Annotated in this window: 22 protein-coding genes; 16 read left to right on the forward strand and 6 right to left on the reverse strand. The window is 69.9% G+C overall.

Going from position 1 to position 21,096, the window contains the following annotated elements; all coding sequences use genetic code 11:
* Window position 1 precedes the first annotated feature (1 nt).
* Genes casA through cas6e form a run of 5 tightly spaced genes read left to right on the forward strand, consistent with a single transcriptional unit; the run spans window position 2 to window position 5,090 of the window.
* On the forward strand, window positions 2-2,005 hold the full coding sequence (casA, locus tag ABZ463_RS21970; protein ID WP_362778432.1) for a type I-E CRISPR-associated protein Cse1/CasA: 2,004 nt from the start codon (window positions 2-4) through the stop codon (window positions 2,003-2,005).
* A complete protein-coding gene (gene casB / locus ABZ463_RS21975; protein ID WP_362778435.1) occupies window positions 1,998-2,591 on the forward strand; it encodes a type I-E CRISPR-associated protein Cse2/CasB in 594 nt (197 codons plus the stop codon). The genes casA and casB overlap by 8 nt, the downstream gene beginning before the upstream one ends.
* Complete coding sequence (cas7e, locus tag ABZ463_RS21980) at window positions 2,588-3,715, forward strand: type I-E CRISPR-associated protein Cas7/Cse4/CasC (RefSeq protein WP_362778438.1); 1,128 nt, start codon at window positions 2,588-2,590, stop codon at window positions 3,713-3,715. Before casB ends, cas7e begins: the two co-directional genes overlap by 4 nt.
* Window positions 3,712-4,443 carry a type I-E CRISPR-associated protein Cas5/CasD gene (cas5e, locus tag ABZ463_RS21985; RefSeq protein WP_362778440.1) on the forward strand — a complete coding sequence of 244 codons (732 nt, stop codon included), beginning with the start codon at window positions 3,712-3,714 and terminating at the stop codon, window positions 4,441-4,443. The genes cas7e and cas5e overlap by 4 nt, the downstream gene beginning before the upstream one ends.
* Entirely contained in the window at window positions 4,434-5,090 is a 657-nt protein-coding gene (gene cas6e, locus ABZ463_RS21990; protein ID WP_362778443.1) for a type I-E CRISPR-associated protein Cas6/Cse3/CasE, read from the forward strand. The genes cas5e and cas6e overlap by 10 nt, the downstream gene beginning before the upstream one ends.
* 66 nt (window positions 5,091-5,156) lie before the next feature.
* On the opposite strand, the gene ABZ463_RS21995 is transcribed toward cas6e, so the two are convergent.
* Genes ABZ463_RS21995 through ABZ463_RS22020 form a run of 6 tightly spaced genes read right to left on the reverse strand, consistent with a single transcriptional unit; the run spans window position 5,157 to window position 10,628 of the window.
* The gene (locus ABZ463_RS21995; RefSeq protein WP_352014379.1) at window positions 5,157-5,915 is read right to left on the reverse strand and encodes an enoyl-CoA hydratase-related protein; all 759 of its coding nucleotides are present in this window, start codon (window positions 5,913-5,915) and stop codon (window positions 5,157-5,159) included.
* A 37-nt stretch (window positions 5,916-5,952) separates the two neighbouring features.
* The gene (locus tag ABZ463_RS22000) at window positions 5,953-6,447 is read right to left on the reverse strand and encodes a hypothetical protein (protein ID WP_362778446.1); all 495 of its coding nucleotides are present in this window, start codon (window positions 6,445-6,447) and stop codon (window positions 5,953-5,955) included.
* Window positions 6,444-7,736 carry an FAD-dependent oxidoreductase gene (locus ABZ463_RS22005; RefSeq protein ID WP_362778448.1) on the reverse strand — a complete coding sequence of 431 codons (1,293 nt, stop codon included), beginning with the start codon at window positions 7,734-7,736 and terminating at the stop codon, window positions 6,444-6,446. The genes ABZ463_RS22000 and ABZ463_RS22005 overlap by 4 nt, the downstream gene beginning before the upstream one ends.
* A 9-nt stretch (window positions 7,737-7,745) precedes the next feature.
* Window positions 7,746-7,940, reverse strand: a complete 195-nt coding sequence (locus ABZ463_RS22010) for a ferredoxin (protein WP_352014382.1) — start codon at window positions 7,938-7,940, stop codon at window positions 7,746-7,748.
* A 21-nt stretch (window positions 7,941-7,961) separates the two neighbouring features.
* A complete protein-coding gene (locus tag ABZ463_RS22015; protein ID WP_352014383.1) occupies window positions 7,962-9,179 on the reverse strand; it encodes an aromatic ring-hydroxylating dioxygenase subunit alpha in 1,218 nt (405 codons plus the stop codon).
* Window positions 9,180-9,227: 48 nt separating this feature from the next.
* The gene (locus ABZ463_RS22020; RefSeq protein WP_352014384.1) at window positions 9,228-10,628 is read right to left on the reverse strand and encodes a nucleobase:cation symporter-2 family protein; all 1,401 of its coding nucleotides are present in this window, start codon (window positions 10,626-10,628) and stop codon (window positions 9,228-9,230) included.
* Between the two features lie 316 nt (window positions 10,629-10,944).
* Here ABZ463_RS22020 and ABZ463_RS22025 point away from each other — a divergent pair, with 316 nt between their 5' ends.
* The 11 genes from ABZ463_RS22025 to ABZ463_RS22075 all read left to right on the forward strand — a co-directional run bounded on the left by ABZ463_RS22025 (window position 10,945) and on the right by ABZ463_RS22075 (window position 20,927).
* Window positions 10,945-11,646: a hypothetical protein gene (locus tag ABZ463_RS22025; RefSeq protein ID WP_362778453.1), complete on the forward strand. Its 702-nt coding sequence runs from the start codon at window positions 10,945-10,947 to the stop codon at window positions 11,644-11,646.
* A 7-nt stretch (window positions 11,647-11,653) separates the two neighbouring features.
* On the forward strand, window positions 11,654-12,601 hold the full coding sequence (locus ABZ463_RS22030) for a polysaccharide deacetylase (RefSeq protein ID WP_352014386.1): 948 nt from the start codon (window positions 11,654-11,656) through the stop codon (window positions 12,599-12,601).
* Window positions 12,598-13,290 (forward strand): GntR family transcriptional regulator, encoded by a 693-nt coding sequence (locus ABZ463_RS22035; protein WP_352014387.1) that lies wholly within the window; start codon window positions 12,598-12,600, stop codon window positions 13,288-13,290. Before ABZ463_RS22030 ends, ABZ463_RS22035 begins: the two co-directional genes overlap by 4 nt.
* 87 nt (window positions 13,291-13,377) lie before the next feature.
* Window positions 13,378-14,616: a DUF1116 domain-containing protein gene (locus tag ABZ463_RS22040; RefSeq protein ID WP_362778456.1), complete on the forward strand. Its 1,239-nt coding sequence runs from the start codon at window positions 13,378-13,380 to the stop codon at window positions 14,614-14,616.
* On the forward strand, window positions 14,613-16,139 hold the full coding sequence (locus tag ABZ463_RS22045; RefSeq protein ID WP_362778459.1) for an amidase family protein: 1,527 nt from the start codon (window positions 14,613-14,615) through the stop codon (window positions 16,137-16,139). Before ABZ463_RS22040 ends, ABZ463_RS22045 begins: the two co-directional genes overlap by 4 nt.
* Window positions 16,136-16,540 carry a DUF2237 domain-containing protein gene (locus ABZ463_RS22050; protein ID WP_362778461.1) on the forward strand — a complete coding sequence of 135 codons (405 nt, stop codon included), beginning with the start codon at window positions 16,136-16,138 and terminating at the stop codon, window positions 16,538-16,540. Before ABZ463_RS22045 ends, ABZ463_RS22050 begins: the two co-directional genes overlap by 4 nt.
* The gene (locus ABZ463_RS22055) at window positions 16,537-17,769 is read left to right on the forward strand and encodes an MFS transporter (protein ID WP_362778463.1); all 1,233 of its coding nucleotides are present in this window, start codon (window positions 16,537-16,539) and stop codon (window positions 17,767-17,769) included. The genes ABZ463_RS22050 and ABZ463_RS22055 overlap by 4 nt, the downstream gene beginning before the upstream one ends.
* Before the next feature lie 75 nt (window positions 17,770-17,844).
* Complete coding sequence (locus ABZ463_RS22060) at window positions 17,845-18,441, forward strand: hypothetical protein (protein ID WP_362778465.1); 597 nt, start codon at window positions 17,845-17,847, stop codon at window positions 18,439-18,441.
* A gap of 186 nt (window positions 18,442-18,627) precedes the next feature.
* Window positions 18,628-19,707 (forward strand): ABC transporter substrate-binding protein, encoded by a 1,080-nt coding sequence (locus ABZ463_RS22065; RefSeq protein WP_362778467.1) that lies wholly within the window; start codon window positions 18,628-18,630, stop codon window positions 19,705-19,707.
* The gene (locus ABZ463_RS22070; protein ID WP_362778469.1) at window positions 19,700-20,779 is read left to right on the forward strand and encodes an iron ABC transporter permease; all 1,080 of its coding nucleotides are present in this window, start codon (window positions 19,700-19,702) and stop codon (window positions 20,777-20,779) included. Before ABZ463_RS22065 ends, ABZ463_RS22070 begins: the two co-directional genes overlap by 8 nt.
* Entirely contained in the window at window positions 20,769-20,927 is a 159-nt protein-coding gene (locus ABZ463_RS22075; RefSeq protein WP_362778472.1) for a hypothetical protein, read from the forward strand. The genes ABZ463_RS22070 and ABZ463_RS22075 overlap by 11 nt, the downstream gene beginning before the upstream one ends.
* Window positions 20,928-21,096 lie beyond the last annotated feature (169 nt).

Genomic DNA, 21,096 nt, shown 5'->3' on the forward strand with positions numbered 1-21,096 from the left:
GGTGGACCCCCTTCTCACGGTCGACGTCGTGCTGTTCAGAGCGACGCGGAACGGCCGGTTCGTCCCCGTCGGGGCCGACCTTCCGCTCGACCTGACCGACCCCGCCGAACCGACGGAGGACCTCCTGCGCGCGCTGGACGGCGCATCCGTCTCGCTGGCCGCTGGACCTGGCCTTCCCGCCGAGGTCGTACGAGCTGTCGCCGCGACACCCGTGCCGAGGCTCTTCCAGAGCTCTTCCTGGTTGTACCGACACAGAGCCGTGATCCTCACCGACAACAAGTGTGCCGTCGGCGGTCATGTCCTTCACTACACCGACCTGTTCGGTCTGTACGTGACAGAGGTCGAGCCGGAATCCGCCGCCGTCGTGACGGCGAAGGACACCGGTACGAAGTGCCCCGCCATCGCGACGACGTCCTTCGATCTCCTCACCCAGCCCTGGATTCCGGTCGTCGGAGACGACGGGGAGACGAGACAGCTGAGCCTCAGGGACGTCGTCCTGAACGCGCACACGATCCGGCAGATCACCGCCGAGATTCCGACGATGGCCGCGGCACTTCACCGGTTCCTCCTCGCGTTCTTCCACCGCGTGTACGGCCCGGAGAGCGAGGCGGCCTGGCAGGAGCTGTGGACGACGGAGCAGCTTCCCACCGAGGCGTTGGACACCTATCTGCACCGGCATCGTCATAGATTTGACCTGTTTCACCCGGAAGTGCCATTCATGCAGTGCGCGAAGCTGGCGTCTCTGACTCCCGCCACAGCGGCCAAGCTCGTTCCCTACCGAGCGGTCGGCAACAACGTGACGCTCTTCGACCACACCACTGCCGCCGACCGGGTGACGCTCTCCCCACAGGAGGCGGCGCGCTGGTTGGTGACCGTCCAGGCCTTCGACCCCGGAGGCATGAAGACGCCGTACGAGAAGGACAAGTCGTCGGAACGCGCGCCCTGCAACGACTTCGGCGTCGTGGTGGTCGAGGGTGGAAGCCTCAAGGAGACGTTGCTGCTCAACGCCCTCGTCTACTGGCCGGACCACCAGAAACCCATGATGACCGCGCCCGACGACCGGCCGGTGTGGGAGGAGGAGACCGGGCCGTCACCGCGACCGGACAAACGTACGGCGCGCGGCTGGACCGACCTGCTGACCTGGCCGTCACGCCGTGTTCTGCTGTCAGCCACCGGCTCCGGGGAGAACACCCTGGTCGAGGGGGTGGTCATCACCCCCGGGACACGCCTCGACGCGAGTCTGGTCGACGAGGAGTGGATGGCGGCCTTCCGCCGCCCCCGAGACGCCAAGGGGAGGTTCAAGAAGGACGCCCCCGTGCTTCCGGTCAGACTCCATCCGCTGCGCGGCGTGTGGCGGCACAGTGTGGAGCTCCTGATCACCGACGTATGGGAAGAGGGTAAGAACCGGCGGCGTCCGGCCGCCCTCGACCAGATCTCCGAGCTGGCCGAACGTCGGCTCATCCCCCTGAACGCCGTCTACACCCTGCGTGTCTTCGGCCAGCGACTCGACTCCAAGGCGTCGGTGATCGAGGCGTGGATGGAGGAGAGAGTTCCCGCGCCCGTTCCGCTGTTGCGCGCGAAGGACGAGAACCTCGGCGCGATCATCGGCCACGCGATCGCGCTGGCCGACGACGCGGGCTCCGCGCTGCGCTCGTTCCAGGCCGAGTACCGCAAGGAATTCCGTGACACCACGACGCCCGATATCGACCACCAGTACTGGCCACGCCTCTCCCGCCCCTTCGGCGCCTTCCTGGTCGCTCTCGGCGACGCCCGAGACAAAGACCGCTCTGAGCTGCCCGCCATCCAGGCGTGGGCCCGGCAGGTGAAGCGTCTCGCCGCCACGGTCGCGGACCGCTGGGTCACCGGTTCACCGGCGCGGGGACGCGCGATGGTCGCCCTCGGCAAACACCACGGCGTGTTCCACTCACGGCTGGCGGTGTCGGAGCGCACGTTCCACGCCAAGATCTTCGCCTACACCACGGGAAAGGAGGGCACGGATGTCTGACTCACCCCACGATCGACGTCACGTCTACATCAGACATCTCCGCGGCCTGGAGAAGGCACTGCGCTCCGAGAACCGAAGCGCAGCCGCCGAGGCGCGCCGGTCACTCGCCCATCTGCGGTACGGCCTCGTCGAGGATAAACAGCACCAGGCATCCGTGGTCGCGTTCCGGCGCGGCCAGCCCCAGGACTCGGAGGAGGAGAAGATCTGGCTGCTGCTCGGAGGGCTGTTCGCGTTGCACCCGCTGGATTGGGCGAACCCTCCTCGCCCCCGCTCGCTGGGCGCCTGCCTGGGACGGCTGCAGAAGAAGCTGGACAGCCCCAGGGTCGAGCGGCGACTCTCCGCGCTTCTCGCCATGGACCGTGACTCCCTGCCCCACCATCTGCGCCAGACGATCCAGCTGCTGTCCAGCCACGACATCCCCGTGCACTACGAGCAGCTTCTCGACGACCTCGTCGTGCTCCTCGGCAGGAACCATCGTGGCGACCTGGCCAGTGACGTGCGCCTGCGCTGGGCCCGCGAGTACCACATGCCGGTCTCGGCCGAGACGCCCCAGGACTCCCCCGATCTCCCGGAGACAACCGAATGATCATCGAACTGCACCTGCTCCAGTCGTTCCCCGTCAGTAACCTCAACCGGGACGACATCGGCCAGCCCAAGACAGCCACCTTCGGTGGGTACACCCGCGCGCGCGTCTCCAGCCAGAGCATCAAGCGCGCGGCTCGGCTGCTGTTCGAGGAGTACGGCCTGGACAGCTCCGAGGTCGGTGTCCGTACCAAGCGGCTGCTCGACAGTGTGGTCGAGCGTCTGGTCCAGGCTGACCGCGACCAGGAAGAGGCACGGGTGGTCGCCATGGCCGCCATCCAGCAGCTCGGCTTCGGGCTGGACCCGGTCAGGGGGCTCACCCAGTACCTGCTCTATGTCGGCCGGGAGTCGATCGACCAGCTGACGAGCTACTGCCTCAGCGAGTGGGACGCCCTGGAGAAGTTCGCCGCCGCCAGGACCAAGGCCCAGCAGACGAAGGTCAAGCCGGACAAGGCGGCGCAGGCCGAGGTACGCCGGATCCTTGACGCGAGCCGGGCCGCCGACGTCGCGCTGTTCGGGCGGATGATCGCCGACAACAAGGATCTCAACGTCAACGCCGCCGCCCAGGTCGCCCACGCGATCTCGACACATGTCGTCGCCACCGAGTTCGACTTCTACACGGCGGTCGACGACCTGAAGCCCGACGACGAGTCAGGGGCCGACATGCTCGGCACGATCGACTTCAACACCGCCTGCTACTACCGGTACGCCAACGTCGACCTGGCGCAGCTGGCGGAGAACCTCCAGGGCGACGTCGACCTCGCCGAGCGCACCGCGCGTGCCTGGCTGCTGGCGTTCGTCAACGCCGTGCCCGGCGGCAAGCAGAACTCGATGTCGGCGCGGACCATGCCCGACACCCTGCTCGGTGTGGTGCGGGAGCGGGGAGCCTGGAACCTCGCCAACGCCTTCCTCAAGCCGGTCACCGACAACGACCTCATGGACGGCTCGACCAGGCGACTCGTCGGGCACTTCGCCAGGCTCCGTGGTTTCTTCGGCTCCGACGGAATCCGTACGGCGGTCGCGGCATCGGTGTCCGGGGAGATTCCCGAGGTCGAAGGAGTGCTGACCGTGGACAGCCTCGACGCCTTCGCCTCCACCGTGCTCACCGCCGGGGAGTACGGTCGGTGACGCGCGACGACGTGATGTCCCTGGCGCTGTGCTTCGACGCGCCGATGCAGTCGTGGGGAATCAGGTCGCACGGCATCATCCGCGACACCATGCCCGAACCGACGAAGTCGGGGGTCGTGGGCCTGCTGGCCGCCGCGCTGGGCATCGACCGGAACGACGACATGGCCCTGGCCGTGGTCGCCGGGCTCCGCCTGGCCGTACGGGTGGACCGGGAGGGGGTCATGGAGCGGGACTATCACGTCACCCAGAACGTGCCGACCACACAGGGCACCGGGCACCGTACCGTCGTGAGTGAGCGTTACTACCTGGCGGACGCGCTCTTCCTGGTGGTGCTCGAAGGTGGGGAACGGATACTGACCAGGGTGGCCGAGGCGGTGGAACGGCCGCACTGGCGGCTGTCCTTCGGTCGCAAGGCGTATGTCCCCGCCCGCCCGCTCCTTGCTCCCGGGGAGGGACCTGTCGCCCTGGGCGCGGAAGAAGTGCTCAAGAAGTACGGCTGGCTTGAGCCCTCCCCACGAACCCGTGCGTGGATGAAGGGGCAGACGGAGCGCCCAGGGCTGCGCACCATCGTGGAGTGCCCGCCAGGGCTGGCCGGTACGGAGGTCCGTCACGACCAGCCACTCAGCTTCGCCGAGGGCAACAGGCGGTTCGCGTCCCGTGCTGTCCTGATCGGCGAGGTCCCGCTGACCGACGGCATGATCCCTGCGGGAGAAACGCTGTGTTCCTGACCAAACTCACCATCAACCCCCAGTCTTCAGCCTTCCGGCGGGACACCTCGGATGTCCACGACATGCACAGGACGGTGATGTCGGCCTATCCCGAGCTGCCACCGACCACCGTCTACCGCAGCACACACGGTGTTCTCTGGCGTGTCGACGAACTCCCCGGGGGGCGGATCGTCCAGTACGTGCAGAGCCAGACCGCCCCGGACTGGAGTCACCTCTCCGAGGGAGTGTTGCTGAGGCCGGCGGAGGTGCGCCCTCTTCAGCCTCTGCTTGAGTCGATCCGGCCGGGCAGGAAGCTCACGTTCCGGCTGATGGCCAATCCGACCCGCTGTGTCCAGCGCAGACGCATCCCCCTCCGGCAGCCCGCCGAGCAGGTCGAATGGCTGGTCGGCAAGGGCGAGCGGCACGGGTTCGTCGTTCCCGTGAGCCGCCAGGGCACGCCCGACGTGGTTCCCACCCCCGCTCCCAGGCTGGTCGGGAAGAAGCAGAAGGCGCAGCGCATCATCATCGATCCCGTCCGTTACGACGGTCATCTGGTGGTCACCGATCTCGATGCCTTCACCGCCGCGCTGGTCAACGGTGTCGGGCGTGCCAAGGCGTACGGCTGTGGCCTGCTCAGCCTGGCTCCTGCGCGTTCCATCCCCTCCTGAGACCGCGACGTAGGTGATCCAGGCCGGCTCGGATCTGGAAGGCCGTACCGAAGCGACCGGCTGGGGTCAGTCGCCGGTGAATTTTGGGGTTCTGCCCTCCTGGATGGAGGCGAAGCCCTCCCTCAGGTCCTGGGTGCCGAACATCAGTTGGTAGCCGCGGCGTTCCAGGGCTATTCCCGCCTCGAAGGAGGTGTCCAGGCCGAGGCGGACGACCTCCTTGATCTGCCGTACGGCCAGCCTGGGACGGGAGGCGATCAGGGCGGCCAGTTCCACGGCCCGGTCGATGGCGTTTCCGGCGACCACCTCGGAGACGTAGCCGAGCCGGTGGGCGTCGTCGGCGCTCATCGGGGCGCCGGTGAGCAGGGCGTACATCGCGTTCTGCCGTCCGATGGCCCTGGGCAGGCGCTGGGTGGCGCCGCCGCCGGGGACCAGGCCGATGGTGACCTCGGTCTGGGCGAAGCGCGCGTTCTCCGCGGCGATGACGAAGTCGCACTGGAGGATGAACTCGTTGCCGCCGCCGAAGGCGTCGCCGTTCACGGCGGCGATCACCGGCTTGCCGCTGTACCAGAACGCCTGGTGGGTGTAGGCGCGGATCGCGCCGACCACGTCGCGTCCTGCCTGTTCGCCCAGGTCGGCGCCGACGGCGAAGACGGTGTCGCCGCCGGTCAGGACGATGGCGCCGACGTCGTCGTCCTTGTTGAGCTCCTCGACGGCCGCGGCGAGCAGTTCACGTACCTCGGTGTTGAGCGCGTTGCGCACCTCCGGCCGGTTGAGCCGGATGATCGCGACGCCGTCGCGAGGCCTTTCGATCTCGACAACTGCCATGGGTGACTCCTGGCCTTTCCTACGCCCGGCGAGGGCGTCAGTGATGGGACTCGAAGGTGTCCATGTTGGGGTTGTTCCTGAGCTTTCCGAAGATCTCGGAGCCGGTGTTGATCCAGTGCGGCGCCTCGGGCGTTCCGGCCTCTCCGTCGAGGTCGGCGACGCCGATGAAGCAGACCATGAACCAGATCAGTTCGGCGGCGAACATCTCCGGGTGTCGCTGTGGATCGCGTCCGCCGACCCGCCGGGACCACTCGGCCATGGCCGTGTCCAGGTCGATCCGGAAGCCGAGGGTGTCCTCGGGGACGTCGGTGTCGTGGAAGATCACCAGGATCCGGTCCTTGCCGTCCTCGACCGTGTGCCGTACCTCCTCGAAGGTGAAGGCGGGCCAGAAGGGACGGTCGTGGAGGTACTCGTCCTCGGTCGGCGTGTGGGGGGCGCGGCGGTTGGTGCGGTAGCGGTCGCTCAGCAGCGACCACATGCTGTCCCTGATCACCTCGGGCAACGCCCGGTCACCGGTGGATTCGCCGTTCACCGTGCGTACACCTCCTCACTCGTCGTTTCCCCGGCCGGAGGTGCTCCGGCTGAAGGGTCTCCGGCCGACGAACCCCCTGCTGAAGGGGCTTCGGCCAGTTCGGCCTGGATGCGGGCCTTCATCCGCATCACCGCGCGGGGCGCGTTGACGCCCGCCGCGGCGACGATCCGGCCCTCGCGGAGGTAGGTCACGAACGGGTACCCGCCCGCCCCTGCCTCCTCGACGTGGACCTCGTCGTGACCACGGGCGTGGCCGACCATCTGGTACTTGAGGCCGTACTGGTCGGACCAGAAGTAGGGCACGTCCGCGAAGGCGGGCGGCCGCCTGTCCTCCTGGCCGGCCAGCCAGCTCTCCACGGCGTGCCGTGCCTGCGCCGAGGCGTTGCTCCAGTGCTCGACCCGCATCCGGTGCCCGAACAGGGGGTGGCGCCAGTTGGCGACGTCCCCCGCGGCGAGGATGTTGGGCCGCACGGTGCGCAGCGTCTCGTCACAGCCGAGGCCGTCGGACAGGTCGAGGCCGCAGCCGTCCAGCCAGTCGCAGGAGGTCACCGCGCCGAGCCCGAGGACGACCATGTCGGCCGTGCTCTCCCGCCCGTCGTCGTAGGTCAGCGTGACCGGCCCCCGCGGCCCGGCCGACGACAGGGCGGTGACGGTCGTGCCGAGGCGGGTGGTGACGCCGTTGGCGTGGTGCTGTTCCAGGCAGAACCGGCCGAGTTCGGCGCCGAAGACGGCCTCCATGGGCAGTTGTCCCTGCACGATCAGTTCGACCGGCAGTTCGCAGGAGCGCAGGGAGGCGGCCATCTCGCTGCCGACCAGGCCCGCGCCGACGACCACGGTGCGGGGCCGTACGGCCAGCCGTTCCTTGATCCGTTCGGCGTCGGCGAGGGTGCGCAGGCTGTGCACGCCGGGCAGTCCGGCGAACGCCCTGGGCACCCTGGCGTTGGTCCCGGTGCAGACGAACAGGGCGTCGAAGGAGATCCGCTCCTCCCTGGAGGCCCGGGTGACGAGGACCCGGTCGGCGTGCGGGTCGAGCCGCGCGCAGACCGCACCGTCCATGATCCGCGTTCGCGGGCCGTACGGCCGTTGCACGGGCAGCCGGATCGTCTCCGCGGTGACCTTGCCCTGGATGAGTTCCTTGGACAGCGCGGGCCGGGAGTAGGGGGCCGTGCCCTCCTGGCCCCGTACCCAGACGATCCGCCCGGCGAAGCCGCGCCGTTCGAGTTCGGTGACCACGGTGTGACCGGCGAGGGAGCCGCCGGCCACCACGATGGTCTGTGAGGTGTCGCCCACCACGGCCGATCACTCCTCCAGGGACAGGGCGAGGACCGGGCAGGAGGTGACCGACTGCCGGACCTGGGCCTGGACGGCCGGGTCGTCGGGGATCTCGTCCACGATGTGCAGGTTCAGGTCGTCGTCGATGTCGAAGACCTCGGGGGCGATGCCCATGCACACGCCGTTACCGTCGCACAGGGTGCGGTCGACAGAGATTTTCACGGTGTTTCCTCACTCGGGAGTTCAGCGGGTGGCCGAGGGTTCGGGGGCGCCTTCGACCAGGTCCACGTAGTCCTGGTAGCGCTTCAGCAGCCACTGGTTGAACTGCAGGAGCGACTCCTCCTGGAAGGAGTAGCGGCCGGGACGGCGGAAGCGGGAGCGCATGCCCTTCTGCAGGGAGGCGTCCGAGCTGGCGTCCTGCTGGTGGAAGAGGACGAGGCCGTCCTGGGCGATCTTGTAGAGCTGTTCGAACCGCGGATGCTTGGTGGACTCCTCCGGGTAGAGGTGGCCGATGCGCAGGTTCATGTGCTCGGGCCCCGCGGGCAGGACGAGGTAGTAGAACAGGCCCTCCGGCACCGCCCCGAAGCCGAGGTTCGGCGGGATCGAGGCGAAGATGACCTGGTTGCGCTCCTTCTCGCCGAGGGTCGGGATGATCGGCAGCAGCGCCTTGGTGGTCGGGTTGAATCCGGCGTCGGCGTGGTAGAAGCCGGTCGGATGGTAGATCGCGCCCTCGTCGGGGCTGATCTCCACGAAGCTGGTCAGCCTGACGTGCGCGAAGTCGTGCAGCATGCCGTGGAGATAGGCGCTGTGGTACGGCTCGATGCCGTTCTCCAGCTGGGACTTCCAGTTCCAGGGGTTGTCGCGCAGTTCGGCCACCGGCATGCTCACCATGTCGCCGATGTGGTAGTTCTCCAGCTCGGCGGTCAGTTTGGTGAGAGTGGGCGCGAGGGGTTTCGCGTTCGGGTCGAGATTGGTGAAGACGAAGCCGTTCCAGATCTCGACCCGGTGCGAGGGGAGGTAGGCCTCTCCCTTGAGGTTCTTGAGGCCGACGGTGTCGTTCATGGAGGGCGCCGCGATGAGGTTGCCGTCCAGCCCGTAGGTCCAGGCGTGGAAGGGACAGCGGAAGAGCCTGCCGGTGTTCCCCGACCCCTCGCACACCAGGTGGGCCCGGTGCGCGCAGATGGGGCTGAGGACCCGGATCTCCATGTCCTTGCCACGGACCATCATCAGGGGCTCGTCGCCCATGTCGACGCGGACGAAGTCGCCGGGCTTCGGGATCTCGTCGACGCGGCCGAGGCACAGCCACTGCCGCATGAAGATGGCCTCCTGCTCGAAGGCGTAGAACTCCGGATCGACGTAGCACTCCCGGGGGAGGTTCCACCCGGTGGCCATGTCGTGGGAGCCGTCCTCGATGACCTTGAGGATTCGCCGGAGGTTCGCTGAGACGGGCGCCTGACCCATGACGTGGTGCTCCTTAGGTACGTGTGTGCTGACGCCGGGGCGTGGGACTCAGGCCGTGCCCTCCTGGGCTTCGGCGAGTTCGGGTGCCTCGGCGGGTGGTTCTTCCCTGCGGGTCTCCCCGCGGACGAACAGGTGGTTGAAGAGCAGGTTGAGCAGCAGCGCCACCAACACGGTGGCCGTGATCGCGCTGCCGAGGATGAACTGGGTGTCCTGGCTGAACTTCTGGTAGATCGTGGGCACCACGACCGGCAGCATGCCGACGCCGAGTGCCACGGCGACGATGAGCAGGTTCTGGTTGCCCTCGTACTCGACCTTCTGGAGCATCTGGATGCCCACGGCCGCCGTCATCGCGAACATCACCAGGCCGGCGCCGCCGATCACGGGTCCGGGCAGGCTGGCGACGAGTTCGCCGAGCTTGGGAATGGCTCCCATGATCACCAGCAGGATTCCGGTGACCGTGATGACGTAGCGGCTCTTGACCTTGGTGAGGCTGATCAGGCCCACGTTCTGGCCGAAGGTGGAGTCGGGTACGGAGTTCATGAACCCGGCCAGCAGGGAGGACAGGCCGTCGGTGGCCAGGCCCCTGGCCATGTCCCTGTCGGTGACCTTCTTGCCGACGGCGTCCCCGATGGCCAGGACGCAGGCGGTCATCTCGCTGAAGACGACCAGCATGGCCACGCACATCGCGATGATTGGAACGATCCGGAACTCCGGCGCGCCGAACTGCAGCGGGGTGGAGAAGCCGAACCACTTGGCCCCGGCGACGGAGGAGAAGTCCGCCAGGCCCATGAACCAGGAGATCACCGCGCCGATGGCGAGTCCGAAGAGCACGGAGACGTTGCGGACGAACCCGCCGAAGATCCGGTTCACCAGGACGATGATCGCCACGACGCCGAAGGCCAGCAGGATGTACCGCACGCTCGCGTAGTCCGCCGCGGCCGGGTCGGAGCCGATGATGAGGTCCGCGCTCACCTTGATCAGCGACAACCCGATGATCGTGATCACACAGCCGGTGACCAGGGACGGGAAGTACCGCAGCACCTTGGAGAACGGTCTGGCGACCAGGATGCCGAAGACGCCGGCGGCGATCATCGAGCCGTACATGGTCGGCAGGCCGTACTCGGAGCCGATCAGGATCATCGGGGTGAGGAAGGTGAACGAGGCCCCCGCGACCACCGGCATCCGGATGCCGAAGAAGCGGGTCAGGCCGACGCTCTGGATGATGGTCGCGATTCCGGCCACCAGAAGGTCGGCGTTGACGATCAGCGCGATGGTGTGGGTGTCGAGTTTGAGCACCGCTCCGAGCACGAGCGGGACGGCCACGCAGCCCGCGTACATGATCAACATGTGCTGCAGGCCGAAGAAGAACAACTGGGGGATGGGCAGGACTTCGTCTACCGGATGGCGGTCCGAAGCCGTTGACTGGGGTGCGCGGACGGTAGGTGACACGACGGTCTCCTGGGCACTGAGTGGAACGCGCCCTGGTCCCTCCGGCGGCGTCGACGTGGCCATGATCCGGAGCTATGGGCAGACGTGTTCGATGCCCGCCGGAGCGGGAATCCTCGCTGGTCCGACGGCCGGGGTGGCCCGTCAGAGCGCCGTTACAGTGGGTATCCGGTTAGCGGTATATGGAGATTAAGCGCGACCTATACCAGTGTCAACGACTTGTTTTCCTACGGACCACTTCTTAGGATTCTGTATACCGTATCCCTAATCGACCCCTCTGAGCGGAGGCACAGTGCAGCCGACCGCCCGGCGGATAGGCATGATCGCCCCGTCTTCCAACACCGTCGTCGAACCCGTCACCGGCGCCCTGCTGGCCGCGAGGAACGACGTCTCGGTCCACTTCACCCGGATCAGGGTGACGAGCATCAGCCTCGATCCGGCCGACACCCGCCAGTTCGACCAGGACACCTTCACCGACGCCGCCAGACTCCTCGGTGACGCCCGCGTGGACGTCGTCGCCTGGAACGGCACCTCGGGCTCGTGGCTCGGCCCCGGCCGTGACGAACGCCTGTGCCGCGCCATGGAGGAGGTCGCCGGCGTCCCCGCGACCACCTCGACCCTGGCCATGCTCACGGCGCTGCGGGCCTTCGGGTCCGAACGTCCCGGCCTGCTCACGCCGTACACACCGGACGTCGGGGAGGCCATCGCCGTGAACTACGCCGAGCAGGGCCTTCCCGTGCGGGCGGCCCGCCACCTCGGCCGCACCACCAACTACGACTTCGCGCTGATCGGCGACGCCGAGCTCGACGCGGCCTTCGACGGGCTCGCCGCCGCGGGCTGCGACGCGGTCGCGGTGGTGTGCACCAACGTGCGCGCCGCGCACCTGGCCGCCCGCTGGGAGGCCGGGTACGGCGTCCCGGTGGTGGACAGCGTCGCGGCGACCCTGTGGCGGGCCCTCGTCCTGGCCGGGGACACCACTCCGATCACCGGGTACGGCGAGCTGCTCGCCGCCCAGAGATGAGGAAAGTATGGCCAAGGACATAAAGATCCTCGTGGGGGTCGACGTCGACGCGGTCGCCGGCTGGCTCGGCTCCTACGGCGGCGAGGACTCCCCCAACGACATCCAGCGCGGCGTGTTCGCCGGTGAGGTCGGCACCCCACGCCTGCTCCAGCTCTTCGAGCGGTACGGCCTGCGGACGACCTGGTTCATCCCGGGCCACTCCATCGAGACCTTCCCCACCGAGATGGCGGCCGTCGCCGAGGCGGGGCACGAGATCGGGGCGCACGGCTACTCCCATGAGAACCCCATCGACATGACCCCCGACCAGGAGCGGGACGTGCTCGGCCGCTGCGTCGAGCTGGTCGAACGCCTGTGGGGACGGCCCCCGCGCGGCTACGTGGCCCCCTGGTGGGAGATGAGCCCCAACACCGCGGGCCTGCTCAAGGAGTTCGGCTTCTCCTACGACCACTCGCAGAACTACAACGACTTCCACCCCTTCTACGCCCGGGTCGGCGACGAGTGGACGAAGATCGACTACACCGGACGGGCCGCCGACTGGATGAAACCCCTCAAACACGGCACCGAGGTGGACCTCGTCGAGTTCTGCGGCAACTGGTACGTCGACGACCTGCCGCCGATGATGTTCGTCAAGAAGTCCGCCAACAGCCACGGCTTCGTCAGCCCCCGCGACGTCGAGCAGCTGTGGCGCGACCAGTTCGACTGGGTCTACCGTGAGCTGGACTACGCGGTGTTCCCCATGACGCTCCACCCCGACGTCTCCGGACGGCCCCAGGTGCTGATGATGCTGGAACGGCTCTTCGACGACTGGCTCGGCCTTCCCGGGGTCGAGTTCACCACCTTCGACGCGGCGGCCGACGACTTCCGGCGGCGTTATCCTTTCGAGGAGACCGAGCGTCCGGCACCCGTCGGCGACGGTCCCGGGCCGAGACCGAACACCGGGGAGACGACCCTGTGAGCAGGCAGCCGGACGCGCCGGGTTCTTTCGACATCGACGCCGACTACAAGCCGCTCAGGGACCGCGTCCGCGACGAGCTGCGCCAGCGGATCATCGACGACGTCTACCCCGCGGGCACCCGGCTCGTCGAGACCGAGATCGCGGCCCAGCTCGGCGTCTCCAGGCTTCCGGTGCGCGAGGCCATCCGGGCGCTGGAGACCGAGGGGTTCGTCAGGACGGTCCCCCGCAGGGGCGCGGTCGTCGTCGAGCTGTCCGAGCAGGACGTCGAGGAGCTGTTCGACGTCAGGGAGGCCCTTGAGGTCCTGGCCAGCCAGCAGGCGGCGACCCGGGCGACCAAGGCCGAGCTGCGGCGGGTCCGCAACGCCCTGGCCAGGGGCCGCAAGGCCCTCGACGCCGGAGACCGGGTGGCCCTCGGCGAGGCCAACGAGGCCTTCCACGACGAGATCCTGAAGCTGTCCCACAACGTCCTCCTGCAGACCGTGCTCGAACCCCTCCAGGGACGTCTGCACTGGCTGCTGCGCCAGACCGGCGACCCGCACGACCTGTTCGAGGAGCACTCCGCCTGGTTCGAGGCGATCGCCTCCGGCTCCCCCGACCTGGCCGCCGAGCACGCGCGCAGGCACGCCCGGCTGAACCGGGAGATCGTACGCAAGCTCCTGGCCGAGCGGCACCAGGCCCCCTCCGCCTAGGCCTGTTCGAGAAATCCACACAGCGTTTCCCCCCACGGCGAGCGACCCCGCCGTGCCTTCGCCTTCCCACATATCAGGAGCACCGCCATGTCCGATCCGACCCGGGCGACACTCGACGCCCTCAACGGCACCGACGTCCACCTGCGCCGCGTCTGCAAGGCCCGCGACGCCACCGACCAGGTCGGGCCACGACACTTCCTGCACGCGGGACCGCCGATCGCCCTGGCCGACATCCCCGGGCCCATGCGGGGCGGGATCATCGCGGGCCTGCTCCTGGAGAAGGAGGCCGGGTCCGTCGCCGAGGCCGAGGCGATCATCGACCACGGCGAGGTGAGCATCAGCCCCTGCCACGACGCCGGCGCCGTGGGGGCCATGGCCGGGATCGTCACCCCCGGCACCCCCGTCGTGGTCGCCGAGACCGCCGGCGGGCTGCGGACGTTCTCCCCCCTGAACGAGGGCATCGGCGGGGCCATGCGCTACGGGTCGTACGACGAGGTGACGCTGGCGCGGCTGCGCCGGCTCGGCGACGTGCTCGCCCCCGCCCTCGACGAGGCCGTGGCGAACTCCGAGCCGCTCGACCTGATCGCCCTGGTCGCCGAGGGGCTGCGCCGGGGTGACGACTGCCACAACCGGCTGGTGGCCACCAGCGCGGCCCTGCTGGTCACGCTCACCCCCGGCCTGCTGCGCTCCCGCCTCGGCCGGGAGGACCTGGCGGAGGTCGTGGCCTTCGTCGCGGGCAACGGGCACTTCGCGCTGCCCTTCGCGATCTCGGCGGCCAAGGCGGTCACGCTGACCGCGAGCGGCATCGCGGGCAGCCCGATCGTCACGACCATGGCGGGCAACGGGCGGGAGTTCGGCATCCGCGTCAGCGGCCTCGGCGACCGCTGGTTCACCGTGCCCTCGCCGGTCGGCGACCCGGTCCTCGTCGAGGGGGCGACCCTCGACGACGTCACCCCGACCATGGGCGACTCGATGATCGCCGAGACCGCGGGCTTCGGCGCCCTCGCGATGACCGCCGCCCCCGCGATCATGTCCTTCGTCGGCGGCGACATGGCCCTGGCCCAGGGGATCACCCGGCGCATGCGGACCCTGTGCGCCGGGACGAGCGAGCGGTTCCTCATCCCGGCCGAGGACTTCCTGGGCACCCCGCTCGGCATCGACGTGCACCGGGTGCGCGCCCTCGGCGTCGAACCCGTCATCAACAACGGCCTCGCCCACCGAGAGCCGGGACGCGGCCGGGTCGGCGCCGGGATCACCTCGATCCCGATCGAACCGTTCGTCGCGGCCAGCCAGGCGCTCACGGAGGAAACGGAGCGGCGCGGGTGAGCCTCCCTTCCTTCACCTCAGCGGACCTGGAGGCCGTCGCGGGCCGGTGGAACCTCGACCCCGGGCTGGTCGGCAGGCTCGGCCCGGCAATCGACCGGATGCGCGACGCCTACGGCCGCGTCCGGGACCTGGCGGCCGAGGATCGCGCCTCCGAAGCCCCGGAACCGCCGCCCGTCGCGGTCACCCGGGTGCCGCGCGGTCCGGACAACCCGCACGGTGCCTGGCTGTACCGGATCGACGACCCCGAAACGCCGGGAACCGGGCCGCTGGCCGGGCGGACGGTGACCGTCAAGGAGTCCGTCGCGGTGCGCGGGGTGCCGATGACCCTGGGCAGCCGCCTCATGGCCGGGTTCGTCCCCGGCTCGGACTCGGTGGTCGTCGGCCGGATGCGCGACGCCGGGGCGGTCGTCGTCGGCACGTCGGTCTGCGAGGACCTGTGCTACTCCGGGTCGAGCTTCACCAGCGCGCACGGCCCGGTGGGCAACCCCTGGGACCCGAGCCGCTCGGCGGGCGGCTCGTCGAGCGGCGCCGCGGTCCTGGTCGCCACCGGGCAGGCCGACTACGGCGTCGGCACCGACCACGGCGGCTCGGTCCGCAACCCCGCCGCCTGGTGCGGCGTCCTCGGACTCAAGCCGACCTATGGGATCGTCGACTACGACGGCGCCATGCCGACCGAGCGCACACTCGACCACATCGGCGTGCTGACCAGGGATGCCGCCGACCTGGTCGCCTTCCTTGAGGCGGCGGCCGTGCCGGGGCCGTACGCCGAGGGGTATGCCGAAGAGGTGGCCGGGCTGCGGGCCGGGGTCCTCACCGAGGGGTTCGGCTGGCCGGGCCGTTCCGACCCGCGCCTGGACGACGTGGTCCGCGGGGCCGCGCGGGCGCTGGAGAAACTGGGGCTGACCGTGTCAGATGTCTCGGTGCCGTTGCACCGGTACGGCAGGGACATCCACCTGCCCATCTCGATCGAGGGCGGCCTGACCACCGTCTTCGAGTCACGGCTGCAGGGCAACAACCACCAGGGGCCCTACCACCCGAACTTCGGGGAGACCTTCGGCCGGGCCGTCGCCGACCGTCCGGAGGACATCCCGGTCGGCGGGGTGCTGGCGCTCGTCGGCGCCACCCTGCTGCGGGACGCCACCCACGGCAAGGTCATGGCCTACGCCCAGCGGCTGCGCCGGAGGCTGCGCGAGCAGGTGGACCTGGCCCTGCGGGAGGTCGACCTCCTCGTCCTGCCGAGTGTCCCGATGCCGCCGCACCCGCTGCCCGCCGACCCCCGCGAGGCCGTGATCGAGACCGACCTCCCCTTCGAGATGCACGACAACAACTGCGTCTTCAACCTCACCGGGCACCCGGCGCTCAGCGTCCCGTGCGGATTCGTCGACGGGCTGCCGGTCGGCATGCTGCTGGTCGGACGGCCCGGCGCCGACGCCCGCCTGGCCCGGGTCGCGGCCGATTTCGCCGAGCGCGTCTTCCGCTGCCCCGTGCCGCCGCACCACGAAACCATCGGGAGCCAACGATGACCGAGCAGGCACTGAACGTCTTCGGCGAGCCGCTGGAGGCCTGCGGCTTCGACCCGATCACCGGTTACCGCCGCGACGGCCACTGCCACACCGGCCCCGACAACCCCAAGGGGCACACCGTCTGCGCGATCGTCGACGAGGTCTTCATCGCCTTCCAGTCCACGGTGGACAACGACATCGCGACCCCCCGGCCCGACCTGGCCTTCCCCGGGCTGAAACCGGGTGACCACTGGTGCGTGATCGCCGCCAAGTGGTACGAGGCCTACCTGGCGGGCCACGCCTGCCCGGTGAACCTCGCGGCGACCAACGTCAGGGCTCTGGAGGTGATCCCCCGCGAGGTCCTGATGGAGTACGGCGTGGACCTCCGCGCCTCGGACGGACGAACCCCGGACACGCCATGAGCCGCTGGAACGCGCTGCGCGCCTACGCCGCCCTGCCCGCGACCACCGGCCCGTGGTACCTGGCGATCACCCTGCTCGGCCGCATCCCCGCCTCCATGGGCCAGCTCGGCTCGCTGCTGCTGGTCAGCGGGGCGACCGGGTCGCTGGCACTGGGCGGCGCCACCGCCTCGGCCTTCGCGATCGGGCAGGCCACCGGCGGGCCGCTCATCGGCAGGTCCGCCGACCGGTACGGCCACCGGCCGACCGGGCTGGTCGCCGCGCTGCTGCACGCCGCCGCCCTCGTCCTGCTGGTGATGTGCGTCGAACAGGACGCGCCCACCTGGGCGGCGCTGGCCTCCGCGGTGGTCGCGGGCTCCGCCGTACCGCAGGTGGGGCCGCTGTCCAGGGCCCGCTGGACCGCGTTGGTCCATCGCGGGAAGCTGTCCCTGAACCGCTTCCCCACCGCGATGAGCTTCGAGGGGACGAGCGACGAGTTCGCCTTCGTCCTCGGCCCCGCCCTGGTCGGCATCATCGCGACGGTCACCTCCCCCCGCACGGCGGTGCTCATGGCGGCGGCGCTCACCGCCACGGCCTGTGTGTCCTTCGCCCTGCACCCGACGGCGACCATGGTCACCCGGCACGAGGATCAGGACGGGGCCGCCACGGCTCCGGTGCGGCGCGTCCCGGTGTTCCTGCTCGCCGCCGGGCTGACCGGTCTGGGCTGCTACTTCGGCTCGGTGCAGGCCGGGGTCACCTGGCGCGCGGTCGACGCGGGCTCGGAGGGGGCCGCCGGGCTGATCTACGCGATCCTCGGGCTGAGCAGCGCCCTGGCCGGGGTCTTCGTCCCGATGCTGCCCGCCTCCTTCCCGCTCGCCCGCAGGCTCCAGGCGGGTTTCGCGCTGCTGGCCGTCCTCAGTCTGCCGCTGGCGATCGTCGGCGGGCTGAACATCGGCGGGCTGTGGCCGCTGGGCCTGCTGATCGTGCTGCCCGGTGTCACCATCGCCCCGATCCTCGTCACGGCCTACACCCAGGCCGAGATGACGGTCCCGGTGCAGCGGATCTCGTGGGTCATGACCGTGCTGACCTCCTCCGTCGTCATCGGTTACGCGATCGGCGCCTTCCTGTCCGGCACCCTCGCCGACCGGTACGGCCCGCTGGCGGCCTTCCTGGTCGCGCTGGGCGCGGCCTGCGTCGGCGTCGCGGCCAGCGGCTTCGGCCGACGACGCCTGGCGGCCCTGCGCCCTGGATAGTGCGAGAGGGTTGTCGAGGGCCCTTCGTTCGCCCGGTGCGGTGGTCTCCGTGGTGGTCTGAGATGATCTGTCGCCATGGGGCCGTTCTCGGCGGTGAGGTGGGTACGCGCGACGGGGTTCGCCGTCACCTGCGCCACCCTGGCCGTGCTCGGTCACCTGCTCGGCGGCGGATCCTTCGACCCTGCGGCGGCCGTCGGCGGCGTCCTGCTGCTGGTGCCGGTCGCGCTGGCGCTCACCGGACGTGAGCGGACCTTCGGCGCCATCCTTCCCGCGACCGGCCTGTCGCAGGTCGTCCTGCACGCCCTGCTCTCCTACGGCGAGCCGCAGGCGGCGGTGGCGCACCACACGACGGGCACACCCCCGGGGCAGATGGACCACATGGCCACCTCGGCCCTGGGCATGCCGCTGATGCACCTGGCGAGCGTGGTGGCGACCTCGGTGTGGCTGCGCTGGGCCGAGGAGAACCTGTGCGCCCTGGCCAGGCAGCTGGCCGGGCACGTGCTGCGGCGCCTGCTGGTCCTGCTGATCCTGACGCCCCCGCAACCGTACGGCCCGGTCACCGTCCCGGTGGCCGAGGAGATCGGGGCTCCCCGAGCCCGCACCCTGCTGAGACACGCCCTCGTGCGCAGAGGGCCCCCGGGAGCGCGCGCCGCGTCGGTCGCGGCCCTCTGACATCCGGCGACCGCCCCGGACGGCCCGTCACGGCCGCCCCGCACGGTCCCGCGCGCCGGCGCGCACCCTTTCCGTACGGCTTCCGCGACCTTCCTCTGCGGCTTCCCGTGTTCCTCCGTACGGCCTCCGTGCTTCCGTGAGGTGCCCCGGCGCGCGCTCTCCCCTCGGCAGAAAGCGCGAACACCCATGTCCTTCGACCGTCTCACCAGACCACTGGCCGCCGTACTCGCGACGGCCCTGACCCTCACCGGCTGCGGCGCCCGGGGCGGAGACCCGGCCGCCGCGAAACCCCGGGTCACCGAGGCCCCCGGCCCCACGGAATACCCGTTGACCCTCGACAACTGCGGCATGCGGATCACCTTCCAGGCTCCGCCACGACGCGTGCTGATCCTCAACGGGACGAGCGTCGGCGAGGCGGAGAGCTTCGTCCTGCTCGGCCTGGAGCGGAACGTCCTGGCCAACGCGCAGAGCTACGGCATCTCCGACGACCCGTCGATGGTCGGCAGGGTCAGGGCGCTGCCGACCGGCGGACTGACCATGAACAAGAACTTCGACGTGCCCGCGGAACAGGTGCTCAACCTCAAGCCGGACCTGGTCGTCTCCACCTGGTCCGGCGGGTTCGAGGCCAGGAACGGCTTCGCCACCCGCGAGCAGCTCGCCGCCGCCGGGATCACCTCACTCGTCAACCCGGTCAACTGCGCCATGGGCAAACCCGACGCGACACCGGAGGAGAAACTCGCCTACCGGGGCCAGTCCATCGGCTCCACCTTCGAGTTCATCGGCCTGCTCGGCAGGATCTTCGACGTCCAGGAACGGGCGCGGGACCTGGTCGGACAGCTGCGCTCCCGAGTCGAGGCCGTACGGGCGCGGGTCTCCGGCCGCCCCGCCAGGAAGGTGCTCATCGCCTACCCCGGCATGTCCATGATGAACGCCAACGGCCTGCCCGCCGTGATGACCGGGGGCATCTACGACGACGTGATCAGGGCGGCCGGGGGCGTCAACGTCTTCGCCGGTCAGACCGCCGACATGACGCGCACCCTCAACAGGGAGCAGCTGGCCGTCGCCCCGGTCGACGTCCTGGTCGTCGGCCTGTTCGGCCCCAGGGAGGACGGCGAGCGGGAGGCGGCCAGGCTGTTCGCCGCCTACCCGCAGTGGCCCGCGTCCCGGTCGAGGAGCTACACCGTGGTCTCCGACGGCGCCTACCTCGGCCCGCTCAACGCCTGGGCCGTGGAGAAGATCTCCCGGGTGGTGCATCCCGGTGACTGACCTCGCAACCCCCGCCAAGAGCCGCCCCCACCTGATCTCGGGACCCGCGACCGGGGTGCTGCTCGCCGTACTGGCGGCGGCCCTGGTCGCGGCCCTGGTGCTCGGTGTCTCCGTCGGCTCGGTCACGCTGCCCTTCGGCCAGGTCTGGCAGGTGGTCTGGGCGCATCTGTCCGGCCACGGCGACCAGGCCGACCCGATGCTCGGACAGGTCGTCTGGGAGATCCGTACGCCACGGGCCCTGCTGGCCGCGCTCGCCGGGGCGGGCCTGGCGGTGGCCGGGGTGGCGCTGCAGGCGCTGGTCCGCAACCCGCTCGCCGACCCCTACGTGCTCGGTGTCTCGTCGGCGGCCTCCCTCGGCGCCGTGCTGGTGCCCGCCCTCGGTGGTACGGCGCTGGCCGGGCTGGCCGGTTCGCTCGGCGTCACCGGCGCCGCCTTCGTCGCCGCGATGGCCTCGGCGCTGGTGGTCTACGTGCTGGCCCAGCGATCCGGGCAGCTGCTCGACTCCTGGCTGGTGCTGAGCGGCGTCGCCGTCGGATACCTCTGCACGGCGGCCACCACCTTCGTCCAGCTCCAGCTCAACCCGACGGAGCTGCAGGGGATGATGTTCTGGCTGATGGGCAGCGTCGCCGGGGCCTCCTGGGACGACCTCGGGGTGCCCGCCCTGGTCATCGTGGTCTGCGTAGCGTGGCTGCTGACCCAGGCCCGCGCGCTCAACGCCCTGCTGGCCGGGCAGGACGCCGCCGTCGGCGTGCCGGTTGCCGCGCAGCGCGTCGGACTGCTGCTGGTCGGGTCGCTGCTCACCGCGACCGTGGTCAGCGTGGTCGGCGGCATCGGGTTCGTCGGGCTGATGATCCCGCACGGCACCAGGTTCGTCGTGGGAGCCGACCACCGGCGTGTGCTGCCGACGTCCCTGCTGTCGGGGGCGTTGTTCCTGGTGCTGGTCGATCTGGCGGCCAGGGTCGTCGACCGCCCCAACGAACTGCCCGTCGGCGTGTTCACCACCGGGTTCGGCGTGCCGTTCTTCCTGTGGTTGCTACGCCGCCGTACGAACGGGGGCTCCGATGCGTCTTGACCTGGCCGGGGTCAGCGCGCGCATCGACGCGCGCCCCATCGTCAGCGAGGTCGACCTGACCGCCGAACCCGGGGAGTTCGTCGCGCTGGTCGGCCCGAACGGCAGCGGCAAGCCGACTAGCAACCTGACACATATTTCGCTTAGGTAACGATCCTGTCGGGGATGGCCTTGACCTGGGGTTTCTTGCCGTACCCCTCCCCTCCTGCACATCTTCCCCTAGCCGGTCTTCCCGTCCGCCGTCGTCCCCCTGCGGGAATAAGCGGAGTCGGGGCAGGGGGTCAAGGTGGAGCGCCCTACTGGACGAACGACCTTGACCC

This window comes from Streptosporangium sp. NPDC020145 (assembly GCF_040631275.1).
Taxonomy (GTDB): Bacteria; Actinomycetota; Actinomycetes; order Streptosporangiales; family Streptosporangiaceae; genus Streptosporangium.